The 15,879-nt window shown below is 68.1% G+C and carries 12 protein-coding genes; 6 read left to right on the top strand and 6 right to left on the bottom strand.

Going from position 1 to position 15,879, the window contains the following annotated elements:
- Positions 1-49 precede the first annotated feature (49 nt).
- Together DOM33_RS12690 and DOM33_RS12695 are read right to left on the bottom strand one after the other, a co-directional pair.
- Positions 50-2,194 (bottom strand): prolyl oligopeptidase family serine peptidase, encoded by a 2,145-nt coding sequence (locus tag DOM33_RS12690; protein ID WP_110669533.1) that lies wholly within the window; start codon positions 2,192-2,194, stop codon positions 50-52.
- A gap of 51 nt (positions 2,195-2,245) precedes the next feature.
- Entirely contained in the window at positions 2,246-3,823 is a 1,578-nt protein-coding gene (locus DOM33_RS12695) for an FMN-binding glutamate synthase family protein (RefSeq protein WP_110669534.1), read from the bottom strand.
- A gap of 214 nt (positions 3,824-4,037) precedes the next feature.
- On the opposite strand from DOM33_RS12695, the gene DOM33_RS12700 reads away from it, so the two are divergent.
- From DOM33_RS12700 to DOM33_RS12710, 3 genes are all read left to right on the top strand, one after another.
- Positions 4,038-5,417, top strand: a complete 1,380-nt coding sequence (locus DOM33_RS12700; protein ID WP_110669537.1) for a GntP family permease — start codon at positions 4,038-4,040, stop codon at positions 5,415-5,417.
- Positions 5,418-5,496: 79 nt separating this feature from the next.
- Entirely contained in the window at positions 5,497-6,264 is a 768-nt protein-coding gene (locus DOM33_RS12705) for a glucose 1-dehydrogenase (protein WP_110669538.1), read from the top strand.
- A 251-nt stretch (positions 6,265-6,515) separates the two neighbouring features.
- Positions 6,516-7,649, top strand: coding sequence for an alkene reductase (locus DOM33_RS12710; RefSeq protein ID WP_110669541.1), 1,134 nt, complete (start codon positions 6,516-6,518; stop codon positions 7,647-7,649).
- A gap of 134 nt (positions 7,650-7,783) precedes the next feature.
- On the opposite strand, the gene DOM33_RS12715 is transcribed toward DOM33_RS12710, so the two are convergent.
- From DOM33_RS12715 to DOM33_RS12725, 3 genes are all read right to left on the bottom strand, one after another.
- On the bottom strand, positions 7,784-8,509 hold the full coding sequence (locus DOM33_RS12715) for a 16S rRNA (uracil(1498)-N(3))-methyltransferase (RefSeq protein WP_110669543.1): 726 nt from the start codon (positions 8,507-8,509) through the stop codon (positions 7,784-7,786).
- A gap of 37 nt (positions 8,510-8,546) precedes the next feature.
- Positions 8,547-9,056 (bottom strand): protein-export chaperone SecB, encoded by a 510-nt coding sequence (gene secB, locus DOM33_RS12720; protein WP_110669545.1) that lies wholly within the window; start codon positions 9,054-9,056, stop codon positions 8,547-8,549.
- Between the two features lie 83 nt (positions 9,057-9,139).
- A complete protein-coding gene (locus DOM33_RS12725) occupies positions 9,140-9,562 on the bottom strand; it encodes a rhodanese-like domain-containing protein (protein WP_110669548.1) in 423 nt (140 codons plus the stop codon).
- 382 nt (positions 9,563-9,944) lie between these two features.
- On the opposite strand from DOM33_RS12725, the gene gpmI reads away from it, so the two are divergent.
- The 3 genes from gpmI to DOM33_RS12740 all read left to right on the top strand — a co-directional run bounded on the left by gpmI (position 9,945) and on the right by DOM33_RS12740 (position 14,376).
- On the top strand, positions 9,945-11,531 hold the full coding sequence (gene gpmI / locus DOM33_RS12730; protein ID WP_110669550.1) for a 2,3-bisphosphoglycerate-independent phosphoglycerate mutase: 1,587 nt from the start codon (positions 9,945-9,947) through the stop codon (positions 11,529-11,531).
- A gap of 46 nt (positions 11,532-11,577) precedes the next feature.
- Positions 11,578-12,798 (top strand): murein hydrolase activator EnvC family protein, encoded by a 1,221-nt coding sequence (locus DOM33_RS12735; protein ID WP_239495358.1) that lies wholly within the window; start codon positions 11,578-11,580, stop codon positions 12,796-12,798.
- Between the two features lie 318 nt (positions 12,799-13,116).
- Positions 13,117-14,376: a S41 family peptidase gene (locus tag DOM33_RS12740; RefSeq protein ID WP_239495381.1), complete on the top strand. Its 1,260-nt coding sequence runs from the start codon at positions 13,117-13,119 to the stop codon at positions 14,374-14,376.
- Positions 14,377-14,512: 136 nt separating this feature from the next.
- Here the strand turns inward: DOM33_RS12740 and DOM33_RS12745 are convergent, their stop codons facing one another.
- Positions 14,513-15,793 (bottom strand): UbiH/UbiF/VisC/COQ6 family ubiquinone biosynthesis hydroxylase, encoded by a 1,281-nt coding sequence (locus DOM33_RS12745; RefSeq protein WP_110669554.1) that lies wholly within the window; start codon positions 15,791-15,793, stop codon positions 14,513-14,515.
- Positions 15,794-15,879: the final 86 nt, after the last annotated feature.

Raw genomic sequence — 15,879 nt, forward strand, 5'->3', positions numbered from 1 at the left:
TGACGCAGCCGACCGGCGAGCACCAAGATGGTGCTCGCCCTTGCGCGTTTCAGTCACCGTTCACGCCCCCCAGCCGATCCCACAGAAAACGCCAGGCCAGCGCACCGAGGCGCGCGCGCTGCGCGTTGTCCGCCGCGCCGCCGTGGCCGCCTTCGGTGTTTTCGTAGTAGTGCACGTCGCCGCCCATCGCCTCCATCCTGGCCATCATCTTGCGCGCATGGCCGGGGTGGACGCGGTCGTCCCGCGTCGAAGTAGTGAAGAGCACGGCCGGGTAGACGACGTCGTCGCGCAGGTTGTGGTAGGGCGAATAATCCTGCAGGAAGTTCTCCCAGTCGTCGCTGTCCGGATCGCCGTACTCCGCCATCCAGGAGGCCCCGGCGAGCAGCCGGTGATAGCGCTGCATGTCCAGCAACGGCACTTCGCAGACCGCGGCGGCGAAGTGGTTGGGGTAGCGGGTGATCATGTTACCCACCAGCAGCCCGCCGTTGGAGCCACCCTGGATACCCAGCTGATCGACGCGGGTGACGCCAGTGGCGACCAGCGCTTCGGCCACGGCGGCGAAGTCCTCGAACGCCTTGTGGCGATTTTCCTTGAGCGCGGCCCGGTGCCAGCGCGGGCCGTACTCGCCGCCGCCGCGAATGTTGGCGACCACGTAGGCACCGCCGCGGGCGAGCCAGCTTCGCCCGGCCGTCGCGGCGTAGTGCGGCGTCAACGAGATCTCGAAACCGCCGTAGCCGTAGAGCAGCGTTGGCCGTGTTTCATGTGAAACATCCACCTCTTGGCGGCCGTCGGGCAGCACCAGAAAGTAAGGGATGCGCGTGCCGTCGGCGCTGATGGCGAAGCGCTGCTCGACCTGCATGCCGTTGGCATCGAAAAACTGCGGCGCCTGCTTGAGCGACTGCGGCGGCGCGTCGCCAGCCAGATCCCACAGCGAGAGCGTGGTCGGCGTCAGGTAGTCGGTGAGCGTGACGAACACCTCGTCGCTGGCATCGGGATCGATCGCCGCCAACCCCACGTCGCCGGTTTCGGGCAGCGCGTTCAGCGCCTGACGCGGCCACTCGCCCTGTTGAGACGGCTCGAGCCGCTCGAAGCGGTGTTTGACGTCCTCGAGCACGTCGAGCACCAGGAAATGGCGCGTCCACTCGAACCCTTCCAACGAGCGGTGCGCGGTGGGCGTGAAGAGCACTCGGAAGTCCCGGTCACCGGCCTTGAAGCGGGCGTAGTCGATGGCCAGCAGTGCCCCGGCGGGATACTCGTCGCTCGCCCCGCCGGCCGGCGACGGTCCGCTCCACGGCTCGCGCAGCAGCACCAGCAGCCACTCGCGGTGCACGTCCACCTCGGCGGAGAGCGGCAGGTCCAGGGTGAATCGCTCACCGTCGGGCGCAAGCTCGATCAGCCGCTGCGCGTAGAAACCGAGGGCATGGTGGATGAAGTCGCGCTCGAAGCCGCGGGTGTCGTCGTGAAACGCCACCGCCATCAGATCCGAGGGCGCCGCCTCGAATACGGTCTCGGCGGCATCGAGCGGCTCGCCGCGCCGCCAGCGTTTGACCACGCGGGGGTAGCCGGAATCGGTCAGCGAGCCGTCGCCGAAGTCGGAATAGACGTAGACGCGATCGCGATCGATCCAGCCCAGCCCGCCCTTGGCCTCGGGGCGCTCGAAACCACCGACAACGAAAGTGCCCGTGGTCAGGTCGAACTCTCGGGTGACGTCGGCATCCGCCCCGCCGCGGGAGAGCGCGACCAGCGCCCGCTCCCACGGCGCGTTGGGATCGGCGGGTTCGAGACAGCGCGCCCCATGCCAGACCCAGTTCTCGCCCTCCTCGGCGTTCAGCGCGTCGACGTCGATCAGCACCTCCCACGCGGGCCGGGCCTGACGGTACTCGGCCCAGGGTGTGCGTCGCCACAGCCCGCGGGGATGCTCGGCGTCCTGCCAGAAGTTGTAGGCGAAGTCGCCGCGCTTGACCGCGAAGGGGATGCGGTCGTCGGCATCGAAGATCTCTCGCAGACCGCGCTCGAGCGTTTGGAAGTCGGCGTCTTCGAAGCGAGCGCGGGTCTCGAGGTTACGGGTCTCGACCCAGGCGAGCGCCGCCTCGCTGTCGACGGCCTCGAGCCAGCGGTAGTCATCGCCGGCGACCGTCGAGCCACCCTCCTCGGCGGCAGGAGCCAGAAGCGAAAAAGCGGGTAGGCGGTACATGGCGGTTCTCCTGAATGAAGTGGCGCACGGGAAATCTCGCGACGATGCGGGTCAGAAGCGATCGACGGCCGCCGCTTTCCAAGCGTCGCGCCACACCGACGGCAGCTCGTCACCGAGCAGCTGGCCGGCGTCCAGACGCGGCCACTCGAACGCGCTGTGTCCCTGCGCCGGCGCGTAGTCGGTTCGGTGGCGAATGTGATCCGGCGTCAGCGCGTCGAAGCGCGAAAGCCCCATCGCCCCCACCAGCTCGGCGAAACCGTCGAGGGTCGCCTTGTGATAGCGCGCGACCCGTTCCGCCTTCTCGGGCACGTCGATGGCGCGGGCGCGCTTGGGGTCCTGCGTTGCCACGCCGGTCGGGCAGTGGTTGGTGTGGCAGCGCCGCGCCTGAATGCAGCCGACGGCGAACATGAACGGCCGGGCAGCGTTACAGAGATCCGCACCGAGGGCGACCTTGGTCACCAGGTCGTAGCCCAGCGCCACCTTGCCGCTGGCGACCAGACGAATCTCGTCGCGCAGGCCCGCGCCGCGCAGGGCGCTGTCGACGAACGGCAGCGCCTCGTCGATGAACACGCCGAGGCTGTCGGAGAACTCCTGCGGGGCGGCGCCGGTACCGCCCTCGGCGCCGTCGATGACGATGAAGTCGACCCGCGTGCCGGTCTCGACCATCGCCTTGCAGATGCTCAGGAACTCGCGCCGGATGCCGAGGGCCAGCTTGATCCCCACCGGCTTGCCGTCGGAGAGCTCGCGAAGCCGGGCGACGAAGGCGAGCAGTTCCCGCGGCGTGGAGAACTCCGGGTGGGCGGCGGGCGAAGCGCAGTCTTGGCCCGCGTCGATCTGGCGGGTCTCGGCGATCTCCTGATTGACCTTGCTCCCCGGCAGCAGACCGCCGTGGGAGGGCTTGGCGCCCTGGGAGATCTTGATCTCGATCATCTTGACCTGATCGCGACGCGCCTTCTCCCTGAAGGTATCAGCGTCGAAGCGTCCGTTCTTCTGCCGGCAGCCGAAGTAGGCCGTGCCCAGTTCCCAGATCAGGTCGCCGCCGTGTTTCTCGTGATAGCGGCTGATCGCGCCCTCGCCGGTGTCGTGGGCGAAGCCGCCTTTCTGCGCGCCGAGATTCATCGCCTCCACCGCATTGCCGGAGAGCGAGCCGAAGCTCATCGCCGAGATGTTGAGCCGCGAGGAGCGGTAGGGCCGCGTGCACTGCGACCCGCCGATGGTGATCCAGCGCTCGCTCTCGGGGACCTCCCCCGGCTGGATCGAGTGACAGGAAAAGTTGTAGCCGGGCGCGCTGACGTCGCGCACGGTGCCGAACGGCGAGGTGTCGCCGGCACCGATGGCGCGGGCCTGGATGAGGTTGCGCTGCTCGCGGGAGAAGGGCCGTCCGCTGGTCTCGGACTCGAAGAAGTACTGGCGAAGCTCCGGGCGGATGAACTCGAGCAGATAACGCAGGTGCCCGATGATCGGATAGTTGTAGAGCACGTTCTGCGTCGAGCTGAGATCGCGCCAGCCCACCACGGCGAGCGGCAGCCACAGCAGCAGTAGCCACAGCCAGGGGTGCCACAGCGCCCCGAGAACGAGAATCGCCGCCAGCGTGGCCGGGGCGGCGAGGTAAAAGGTTCGACGATGCATGAAAGGCTTCCTGAGCGCGTGAGTCCGCCTCAAGTGTTGGTCGCGGCTGGGGATTGTTCAAATGCCGCCGTGCTTTGACGGGGCAATCGATAGTCGCCAAACCAATGTCGTATGTCGCCCGGTTCGGCGGCGTGCAACCTTGAACGGGCGCTATCGGGAACGAGCGCCGGCCCGTGCCCCACGGCCGCCCCATGACTCTTCGGGAGCGATCTTCATGGACGAATGGACGCAGACCCTCTCCACCGGCCCGCTGCTGGGTATCGCCGCCGCCGCCATCGCCCTGCTGCTGGTACTGATCATCCGCTTTCACCTCCACGCCTTTCCCACGCTGGTGCTGGTGAGCCTGCTGACGGCGTTCGCCACCGGCATCCCCGCCGGGTCGATCGTGGATGTGCTCACCGAGAGCTTCGCCGGCACGCTCGGCTCGGTGGCGCTGCTGGTAGGCTTCGGCGCCATGCTCGGCAAGCTGGTGGAGCACTCCGGCGGGGCACAGGTGCTCGCCGACCGGATGGTGGCGCTCTTCGGCGAGTCCCACGCCCCTTTCGCGCTGGGCATCGCCTCGCTGCTGATGGGCTTTCCCATCTTCTTCGACGCGGGGCTGGTGGTGATGCTGCCGATCATCTTCGCCGTGGCGCGACGCCTGGGCGGACCGGTACTGCTCTACGCACTGCCCGCCGCGGCCGCGTTCTCGGTGATGCACGTCTTCGTGCCGCCGCATCCCGGCCCGGTGAGCGCCGCGGAGTTCTACGGCGCCAATCTCGGGCTGGTGCTGCTGGTCGGTGTGATCATCGCCCTGCCCATGTGGTATCTCTCGGGCTATCTGTGGGGGCGCTTCGCCGCCCGCCGCTTCGATTTCCGGCTGGAGGCGAGCCTCTTCGGCGGGCGCGACGACGATAGCGTGGAGACCCCGCCCGGGGTCGGCACGGTCATCGCGCTCCTGCTGCTGCCGCTGGCACTGATCTTTCTCAATACCGGGCTCGATTTCGCCCGCGCCGCCGGCGTCGCCGACAGCCAGACGGCGTGGTTCCAGCTGCTCTCCGCCCTCGGCGAGACCCCGATCGCGCTGCTCATCTCGGTACTGGTGGCGATCTACGTGCTCGGGCGGCGCCGCGGCGAGCGTGGCAGCGCGCTGGAGAAGATCGTCGACTCGTCGCTCGGACCGATCTGCTCGGTGGTGCTGATCACCGGCGCCGGAGGCATGTTCGGCGGCGTGCTGCAGGCGTCGGGCATCGGCGAGGCGCTATCGGATTCGATGAGCGATCTGGGTCTGCCGGTGATCGCCGCAGCCTATGTGGTCGCCGTGGCGCTGCGTCTCGCCCAGGGCTCGGCGACGGTGGCGCTGGTCACCGCCGCGAGCCTGATGGCCCCGGCCGTGGCCCAGGGCGACTTCTCCGCCATGCAAGTCGTGGCGGTAACGCTCGCCACCGCCGCGGGCTCGGTCTTTGCCGGGCACGTCAACGACTCCGGGTTCTGGCTGGTAGGCCGTCTGCTCGGCATGGACGTGAAGACGACGCTGATGACCTGGACCGTCCAGCAGGCACTGGAGTCGGTGGTCGGCTTTGCGATGGCCTATCTCGTCTTCGTACTCTTCTGACGCGCCGCCAATTCCCGGATCTGAAACGTCACTCGTTCTCTGATCCAAAGCGTTATCCACTCTCTGAAAAGGCGACACGATGCACGATCTCTTCGACATTCGAGACCGCCTGGCGCTGGTCACCGGCTCCACCCGGGGGCTCGGCAGCGCTCTGGCCCAGGGTCTCGCCGAGCGCGGCGCGCGGGTCGTGCTCCACGGGCGCGACCTTGAAACGGTTGAGGCTGCGGCCACCGAGCTCGGCGAACGAACCGGCGCCACGGTGAGCGCGGTGGCGTTCGACGTCACCGACAGCGAGGCGGTCACCGCGGCTCTCCAGGCGCTGGTCGAGCGCCAGGGCGTGCCGGACATCCTGGTCAACAACGCCGGATTGCAGAAGCGCGCGCCCTTCACCGAGTTCGATCCGGCGGACTGGGATGCGGTGATCGCCACCAATCTCTCCAGCGCGTTCTACGTGGCGCGAGCGCTGACGCCGAAGATGGCCGAGCGCGGCCACGGCAAGATCGTCAATCTCGGCTCGGTGCAGTCGCGGCTGGCGCGGGAAACGATCGCTCCCTACGCCGCCTCCAAGGGCGGTATTGCGATGCTGACGCAGGGCATGGCGGCGGATCTGGCCCGCTACAACATTCAGGTGAACTGCCTCTCGCCGGGTTATTTCCAGACCGACATGAACCGCGCGCTATGGCAGGACGAGTCGTTCAACGCCTGGATCGAACGGCGCACGCCGGCGGCGCGCTGGGGCCAGGTCGAGGAGCTGGTGGGCACGCTGATCTATCTCTGCTCGCGGGCCTCCGACTTCGTCTCCGGCCAGAACATTCTGGTCGATGGCGGCATGACGTCGGTGGTGTGACGCGACGCTGGGGATCACCCGGAGGGCGCGAATGCCTCGCCTCCGATCGGAGATAGTCTTCTGTCGGAGATAGTCTTCTGTCGGAGATAGTCTTCGGTCGGGGGTGGCTTTCGATCATGAATGGCTTTCGATCGGGGATAGTCTTCGCCTATCGAGACGCTTGAGGACGTTGATGGTTGCTCGGCTAATCGTTGACTAGACTTTCGTCACATTGCCGATACCGGCAGCCAAGCCTGGAAGGAATTCTCGATATGGCATCGCTTTTCGAACCGTTCGATCTCAACGGCACACGCCTCGACAATCGCATCGTCATGGCGCCGATGACCCGTTCTCGCGCGCCCGACGACATCCCGACCGAAATGGGCGCACTCTACTACCGTCAGCGCGCCTCTGCCGGGCTGATCATCTCCGAAGGCACGCCGATCTCCCGTCAGGGTCAGGGGTATCTCTACAACCCGGGTATCTTCGGTCCGGATCAGGTCGCGGGCTGGGCCAAGGCCGCCAAGGCCGTGCACGAGCGCGGCGGCATCTTCTTCGCCCAGATCTGGCACGTGGGACGCGTCTCGCACACCACGATCCAGGTCGCCGGTGAACGCCCGGTCGGCCCCAGCGAACAGCAGGGCGGCATGGCGTTCGGCTACAACGAGGATGGCGTTCCCGACATGCTCGCCGCGAGCCAGCCGCGCCGGCTCGAGACCTCCGAGGTGCGCGAGATCGTGCGCGACTTCGGCCAGGCGGCAGTCAATTCGCGGGAAGCCGGCTTCGACGGCGTCGAGGTGCACGGAGCCAACGGCTACCTGTTCGAGCAGTTCTTGAACCCCCACGTCAACGACCGTGACGACGCCTACGGTGGCTCGCGGGAGAATCGCTGCCGGCTGCTGCTGGAAGCGGTCGACGAGGCGAGCAAGCTGATCGGCGCACACCGCGTCGGCGTTCGGCTGTCGCCCTTCGGCACCCTGTTCGACATGCCGGAGTACGACGACAACGGCGAGACCTATCTCTACCTGGCGCGCGAGTTCAACAAGCGCGGCCTCGCCTACGTCCACCTGCACGATCAGGGCGGACAGGGCATGCCGCCGATGCCGCGGGAGTACCTGCGTCAGTTCCGCGACGTCTACCAGGGCAATCTGCTGCTCGCGGGCAACCTGGACCAGGCCGAGGCGCAGAAGCTCGTCGACGAGGGCACCATCGACCTGCCGGTGTTCGGTCGCCTGTATACCTCCAACCCGGACCTGGTCGAGCGGATGCAGAACGACTGGCCGCTGGCGGATTTCGACCCGACCACCTTCTACGGCGGCGACGCTCGCGGCTACGTCGACTTCCCCACCTACCCGGAAGAGCAGGCGCGTATCGCCCGGGAAAAGGCGATCGCCGAGAAGTCCTGAGTCGATAACGACGCGCCCTTCGGCGCGCGACTCGCCCGCCAACACGAACGCCCCGGCCATGATGGCCGGGGCGTTCGCGTTCGTCTGCATGATCGAGCTGAGGCACTCGGAAGGGCGATCAGCTCACGACGCGGCTAGAGATCGCCGAAATGATGCTGCAACAGCGCAAGCGCCACGACGGGTGCGGTCTCGGTGCGCAGAACACGCGGGCCGAGGGTGAGCGGCAGAAACTCGGCGGCGCGGGCCTGATCGACCTCGGCCGCACTCAGGCCACCCTCCGGACCGATCAGCAGGGCGGCACTCTCTATCGCTTCCTGCTCTCGCCAGCGTTCGTCGGTGGCGGGGTGCAGTACCAGTCGCAGTGTCTCCCCGCGGGCGGCGAGCCACGTCGAAAGTGGCTGCGGCGGGTGCACCGGCGGTACCGTGGCGCGACCGCACTGCTCGCAGGCGCTCACTGCCACGCCCTGCCAGTGGGCGAGCTTCTTCGCCTCGCGCTCGCCCTTGAGGCGCACGTCGCCGTGCTCGACGTAGAGCGGCGTGATCGCCGCGACCCCGAGCTCCACCGCCTTCTGGATGGCGTAATCCATGCGATCGCCCTTGGAGATCGCCTGGCCCAGATGGACCGCCAGCGGCGACTCGCCGCTGCCTGCCGTGACCGTCTCGATACGCGCGACGACGCGTTTGCGGCCCACTTCGACGAGCGTCGCCGTCGCCTCTCGACCCGCGCCGTCGAAGAGCCGGAGCGAAGCCCCCTCCTTGAGCCGCAGCACGGCGCCGACGTGGCGCGCCGCGCCGTCGGGTAGAACGACGTCGCCGCCGACCTCAAGGCCGGCGGCGACGTGGATACGGGGGTTCGCCATCGCGAAAGCTCCCTGATCGGGGCGGCGGTGTCGCCGCTTATTCGGCGGTTCCGTTGGCCTGGGCGGCGCGCTGCTTCTTCTGAGCGTACATCGCCTCGAAGTTGACCGGTGCCAGCATCAGCGGCGGGAAACTGCCGCGACCGACGAGGCTGTCGATGCACTCACGCGCGTAGGGAAAGAGCACGTTGGGGCAGAAGGCGCCGAGGGTGTGGTCGAGCTGATCGCCGACGATACCGGAAATACGGAACAGACCCGCCTGCTCCACTTCGGCGAGAAACGCCGTGGTGTCGTCTTCGTTGTTGGAGACCTGGGCGGTCACCTTCACCACGACTTCGTAGAGATTCTCGCCGACCGGCTCGCTGGTGGTGTCGAGATCGAGACTGACCTTGGGCTTGAACGGCTGCTGAAACACGCTCGGGGCGTTGGGCGACTCGAAGGAGATGTCCTTGACGTAGACACGCTGCAGCGAAAACTGAAGCTGCGGCTTCTGCTGGTCGTTCTGCTGAGTGTCTTGCTGCGCGTTGGCTTGATTGTTCTCTTCCGCCATGTTGCGTTTCCTCTGCGTGCTGAGCATTGCCTGCCGGACGCGGCGTCGCGCCGGCGATTGCGAATCCGAGGGTGCTACGGGGGCTAGCGCTTGACCACCGGCAGGTTGTCGGCCTGCCACTGCGCCATGCCGCCCTTGAGCTTGTAGACGCGGGAGAAGCCCGCCTCGCTCAGTTCGGTGACGGCGGCGCCGGCATTCTGGCCCTGCTTGCAGACGACGATCACCGGGCTCTCCTTGTGCTTCTCGAGCTGAGGCAGACGCTCCTTCAGGCGCGACTGCGGCACGTTCTTGGCCCCGGCGATATGGCCCGCCTTGAACTCACTGCTTTCGCGAATATCGACGACCAGGCCGTCCTCGCGATTGATCAGCGTCGTGGCTTCAGTGGTGGAGACGCCGGCGCTACCGCCACGCTTGGCCTCGAAGGCCAGCCACGCCAGCAGCACGAGCAGAAAGGCGCTGACCAGCAGCGGATGATTCTCGATGAATTCGAACAACTGATCGATCATGGATCTGCCGACACTCCCGTTTTGAATCGGGCCAAGGGGTTCTGGATCAGAGGCCGAAGGTCTTAACGCGCCGGATTCGACGCGGCACTCCGATACCTCTGCGTCATGCGGGCTGTCGCCCCGCCGGCGCTTTCGCCGAGTCACTCTCGCAGGGCCGTCGACAACCTCGCTCCGCTGCCAAACGGGCTCCGTTTTCGGGCGCGGGCCATTATACACAAGGCACGCCGTGAAACGAGGCGCGCCGGCTGACCCGACCCCGCGGTTACGCTATTCTCTTGGGAGGTGGCGGCACCCGCACCGATCTCTTTTCGGCGATGCCGGGCCAACGGCCTCGCGCTCGCCCCTCGCTCTTTTCGTTCATCCGACTTCACCGAGGCTTGTCATGGCAGAGACTTCCACGCCGCGCCCCGTCGCGCTTCTGATTCTCGACGGCTACGGTCAGAACGACGACAGCGCCAACAACGCCGTCGCCAACGCCGACACGCCGGTCATGGATCGGCTCAAGCAAGCGTTCCCGCATACGCTGATCCACACCGACGGCCCCTACGTCGGCCTGCCCGACGGCCAGATGGGCAACTCGGAAGTCGGCCACATGAACATCGGCGCCGGGCGCATCGTCTATCAGGACTTCACCCGTATCACCAAGGCGATCGCCGAACGCGAACTCGACAGCATTACCGCCCTGACTCAGCCCATCGACGACGCGGTCGCCAACGGGCGTGCCGTGCATCTGATGGGGCTGCTCTCGGCGGGCGGTGTGCACAGCCACGAGGATCATCTGCTGGCGGTCGCCGAGCTCGCCGCCAACCGCGGTGCCGAGCGCATCTATCTGCATGCCTTCACCGACGGCCGCGACACCGCGCCCAAGAGCGCCGGCGACTCGATCGCCCGCGCCAACAAGCGCCTCGCCGCCCTGGTCGGTGCCGACAACGGTTTCGTCGCCTCCCTGGTCGGGCGCTATTTCGCCATGGATCGCGACAACCGCTGGGACCGGGTCGAGCAGGCCTATCGCGTGGTGCGTTTCGGCGAAGGCGAACACGTCGCCGACAGCGCCGAGGCCGGGCTCGAGGCGGCCTACGAACGCGGCGAGACCGACGAGTTCGTCACCGCCACCGCCGTGCGCCCGAACGGCGAGACGCTTGCCATGAGCGATGGCGACGCCGCGCTCTTTCTCAACTTTCGCGCCGACCGCGCCCGCGAGCTGACCCGCGCCTTCGTCAACGCCGACTTCGACGGCTTCGACCGCGGCGAGCGCCTGAACCTCGCTAGCGACGGTCTGGTCACCCTCACCCACTACGCCGACGACATCGACGCCTCGGTCGCCTTCCCGCCGAAGGATCTGGTCAACACCCTCGGCGAAGTCGTCGAGAGTCACGGCCGGACCCAGCTGCGCATCGCCGAGACCGAGAAGTACGCCCACGTCACCTTCTTCTTCTCCGGCGGGCGAGAGAGCGAGTTCGACGGCGAGGAGCGGGCACTGATTCCGTCGCCGAAGGACGTCAGGACCTACGACGAGAAGCCGGAGATGAGCGCGTTCGAACTCACCGACACGCTGGTCGAGGCGATCGACGCCGGCAAGTTCGACCTCATCGTCTGCAACTACGCCAACGGCGACATGGTCGGCCACACCGGTGATCTCGCCGCCGCCACCCAAGCGATCGAAGCCGTCGATGTCTGTCTCGGCCGCGTGGTCGAGGCGATTCAGCGCGCCGGCGGCGAGTGCCTGGTCACCGCCGACCACGGCAACGCCGAACAGATGGTCAACCCCGAGACCGGCAACCCGCATACCGCGCACACCACTTTCCTGGTGCCGCTGGTCTACGTCTGCCAGGACGCGAGTGCCCGCGAAGGTGGGGTGAAGCTCAAGGCCGACGGCCGACTGTGCGATCTCGCGCCGACGCTTTTGCACATGATGCATCTCGAGTCGCCCGAAGAGATGACCGGCAACGTGCTGATCGAGAGGCGCTGAGGGTGGTGAACGCGAACGCTCACGGACCCGACGGAACCGCCCGCTCGTGAGGGGCGGGACCCGTCACGTGCCGGTCGAGCGGTGTCAGCGGACACGCTTCGACACTCGCCTTTCGCGCCGGCGTCTGCCCGCGCTGCTCTTCATCGCGAGCTTCGCCGTCGGCGTCACGCTCCCCGCGGCGCCGGTCTTCGCACAGGCGAGTCCCGAGGAAGCGCGGGCACGGCTGGATAGCCTCGCCACCGACATCAAGGCGCTGCAGGGCAAGCTCGATGACACCCGTAGCGCCCGAAGCGACGCTCGCTCCGAGCTCGAGAGTGTGGAGACGGCGATCGCCGAGACGCACCAGAAGCTCGATGACCTGCAGCGCGAACGGCGTGGGCTCGACGACGAGGTGGAGTCGCTCGGCGACGAGCGCGAGCGCCTCAATGCCGCTCGCGACGTCCAGCGCGAGGCGCTCGCGCGGCAGTTCGATGCGCTCTACCGACTCGGCACCACGCCTCAGCTCAAGCTGCTGCTCAATCAGAACGACCCGGCCGAAGTGGACCGGCTGCAGCACTATCTCAACGCGCTGACCGATGCCCGCCAGCAGCGTCTCGACGCCCTGCGCGATCTCAACCGGGCGCTCGACGACAACCTCGCCGAGATCCAGACCCGGCGTTCGCGGCTCGACGAGGTCGAGGCCGACCTCGACACGCAGCGCCAGCAGCTTGCCGAGCGTCTCGACGCGCGTCAGACGCTGGTGGCCCAGCTCGACGACCGCTACGACAGCGAGCAGTCGCGGCTCGAGGATCTCAGCCAGGATCGCGCCCACGTCGAGCGCCTGCTCGATCGCATGCAGAAGGAGCTGGCAGCGTTGAAGAAGCCGCCACCCTCCACCGCGATCGAGCAGACGCGCGGCAAGCTCCCCTGGCCGGTACAGGGGTCGCTGCTCTCGAGCTACGGCAAGGGCGACGGGGTCAGCCGCAACGGCATTCTCATCGGTGCCCCCGCCGGCACGGCGGTCAAGGCAGTGCATGCCGGTCGCGTGGTCTTCGCCAACTGGATGCGCGGCTTTGGCAACCTGTTGATCGTCGATCACGGCGACGGCGTGCTCACCCTCTACGCCCACCTGCAGCAGTTCAGCGTCGGCCCGGGCGCCCAGGTCGCCGACGGTCAGACGCTGGGGGCGGTCGGCGACACCGGCGGTCAGTCCCGCGCCGCCCTCTACTTCGAGGTGCGCCAGAACGGCGATCCCATCGACCCCGGCCGCTGGATCGCCCGGCGCTGACGGCCCGAGTGCCTCGAGGGAAAAGCGGACTGGACGCTGGATCACCCGGCGCTCTAGGCGCTATGCTGAATTATCAAACGCCGTTTCGTCACGCCAGCGTCGGCATCATCGCCGCCGCTACCCACCAGCACGTCTCGCGGAGACCGCATGACTTCCAGCCGATCGAAGACCCGGCCAGCGTCACGCCGCCGGCTCAAGGGCCAGGCCATCGCGGGGTCGCTGCTGTTCGCCCTCGCCCCCTTCATCGCGGTACCGCCAGCCCGCGCCCAGACCGGTGCGCCCGTCGAGTCGCCGAGTGCGCCCGGCGCCCCGGCGCAGATGCCGGCCTCTCCCGCCAAACCGCCACTGTCGGCGGGCGACGCCGCCCAGGACGACAGTGGCCTGCCGGTGGAAGACGTCCAGACCTTCGCCGAGGTGTTCGAGCGCATCAAGCGCGCCTACGTCGAGGAGGTCGACGACGAGACACTGCTGCGCAACGCCATGCGCGGCATGCTCAGCGAGCTCGACCCGCACTCGGCCTATCTCGACGCCGATGCCTTCGAATCTCTCAGGGAATCCACCGAGGGCGAGTTCAGCGGCATCGGGATCGAGGTGGGGCTGCGCGACGATCAGCTCACCGTCATCGCCCCCATCGACGACACCCCCGCGGCACGCGCCGGCATCCAGCCGGGCGATCGCATCCTCGCCATCGACGGCACCCCCACCGACAGCCTCACCCTGCAGGAAGCGGTGGAGCTGATGCGCGGCGAGGCGGGCAGCGAACTCGAACTGACGCTGCTGCGCGGCAGCGAGCCGGAGCCGCGAACGGTGACGCTGGCCCGTGAATCGATTCGCTCGGAAAGCGTCTCCAGCCGTCTGCTCGAGCCGGGCTTCGGCTATCTGCGCATCAGCCAGTTCCAGAGCCGCACCGGGGAAGAGACTCGCGACGCGCTGGAAGCCCTCGCTCCCGACGGCCCCCTCGACGGTCTGGTGCTGGATCTGCGCAACAACCCCGGCGGCGTGCTCTCCAGCGCCACCGAAGTGGCCGATGCCTTCTTGAGCTCGGGGCTGATCGTCTATACCGAAGGACGACTCGGCAGCGACGACATGCGCTTCAACGCCAACGCCGCCACCGTCGCCCCGGACGTACCGCTGGTGGTGCTGATCAACGGCGGCAGCGCCTCGGCGGCGGAGATCGTCGCCGGCGCGCTCAAGGATCAGCGCCGCGCGGTGCTCATGGGCACCCAGACCTTCGGCAAGGGCTCGGTGCAGCAGGTGCTGCCGCTGGGTAACGGCGACGGTCTGAAGCTCACCACCGCGCGCTACTACACGCCGAGCGGCCGCTCGATCCAGGCCGAGGGCATCTCGCCGGACGTGCACGTCGTCCGCGGGCGGCTCGAGGTCGAGGACGGGTCGGACTTCCAGCTGCGCGAATCCGACCTGCGCGGTCATCTGCTCAATGCCGACGGCAGCGAGGCGCGCAACTCGGACGGCACGCCGGTGGCCGCCGACGACTACCAGCTCGGCGAAGCCCTCAATCTGCTCAAGGCGCTCAACGTGATCCAGCGCCCCCAGGCCGAGGCGCCGACCGCTCCCTGATACCGGGCGTCACGCCGGCTTGCCAGCCGGCAATGGCCAGCACCGAAAGCCACCAACGACAACGGCTGCCCGAGGGCAGCCGTTGTCGATGGGGCGGATGATCGAAGCCGACGCGGGCCCCGCGTCGCTCGCGGTGTCAGCGGCAGCGCTCGGCCAGATCCCCGGACTCGCCCAGCGCCTGGCGAATCATCAACCGCTTCACCGGCATCAGCCGGTCGACGCCGCCGAGGCCCCAGTTGCGGGCGAGACGCAGCGCCGGCTGCGCACTGCCGAAGAGCCGCTGGAACCCCTGCATCGCTGCCAGCATGGCGGCGTTGTCGCCGCGCCGGCGGCGGGCGTAGCGGGCGAGTATTCGCGCATCCGCCGGGTCGGCGCCGCGCTTTTTCGCGCGAATCCACTCTTCGGCCAGCACCGCGACGTCCATCATGCCGAGATTGACCCCCTGCCCCGCCAGCGGATGCAGACTGTGCGCGGCGTCACCCACCAGCGCCAGCCCCTCGTCGACGTAGCGCTGGGCATGGCGCTGCACGATGGGGAAATGCGGGGCCGCGTCGATCACCGTCACCTGCCCCAGCCGATCGCCGATGCCCGCTTCCAGCTCGCGAGCGAGCGCCTCGCGCCCGGCGTCGTCTTCGGCCAGAGACGCCAGCCGCCTGGCCTCGCCCGGCGTCGTCGACCAGACGATCGAGCAGTGATGATCGCTCGCCTCGTTGCCGGGTAACGGATCGCCGTTCGAGGCTGGCACGACGTTGAGCGGCAGAAAGGCGAGCGGGCCGGTGGGCAGAAACGCTTGGCGGGCAATGCCGCCGTGGCCGAGCTCGGTGCGTACGCTGGTGACCAGCGCCACCTGGCCGGTGTCGCGCTCGCTCACCGGGATGCCGGCCAGCCCGCGCAGCACGGAGCGCCCGCCGTCGGCACCCACCACCAGCGGCGTGCGATAGCTGCCGCCGTCGTCGAAGACGAGCGTGGAGACGCCCGACTCGCGGCGGTAGCCGGTCAGGCGCGCTTCGAAGTGACAGGTCACGCTCGGCAGGTCGTCGAGCCGCCGACGAAGCCCCGCCAGCAGCAGGTCGTTCTCGACGATGGTGCCGAGCGAGGCGACGCCGACGTCCTCGGCGTCGAAGGCGATCTCGCCGCTCCCCTCGGCGTCCCACACCGCCATGCCACGATAGGGCGCGATACGCCGAGCGGCGAGCCACGGCCAGACGCCGAGCGACGTCAGCAGCCGTTGGGTGGCCGCGGTCAGCGCACTGACGCGAAGCGACGGCGGGCCTTCTCCGAGCGTCGCCGCCTCGTCGGGGCGTGAGCCGGCGTCGAACAGATCGACCCGCCAGCCCGCCTCGCCGAGCAGTAGCGCCAGCGTGGCGCCCACCAGCCCACCGCCGACGATGGCGACGTCTCGAGTTTCCTGGGTCATCCTGCGCGACTCCTTGCCTGACGGGCGCCGGGTAACGGCGCACCCTGATGACGACCCAGTGTCGAGAGGGTCAGTGATGCCGAGCG

Source organism: Salinicola halophilus (assembly GCF_003206155.1).
Taxonomy (GTDB): domain Bacteria; phylum Pseudomonadota; class Gammaproteobacteria; order Pseudomonadales; family Halomonadaceae; genus Salinicola; species Salinicola halophilus.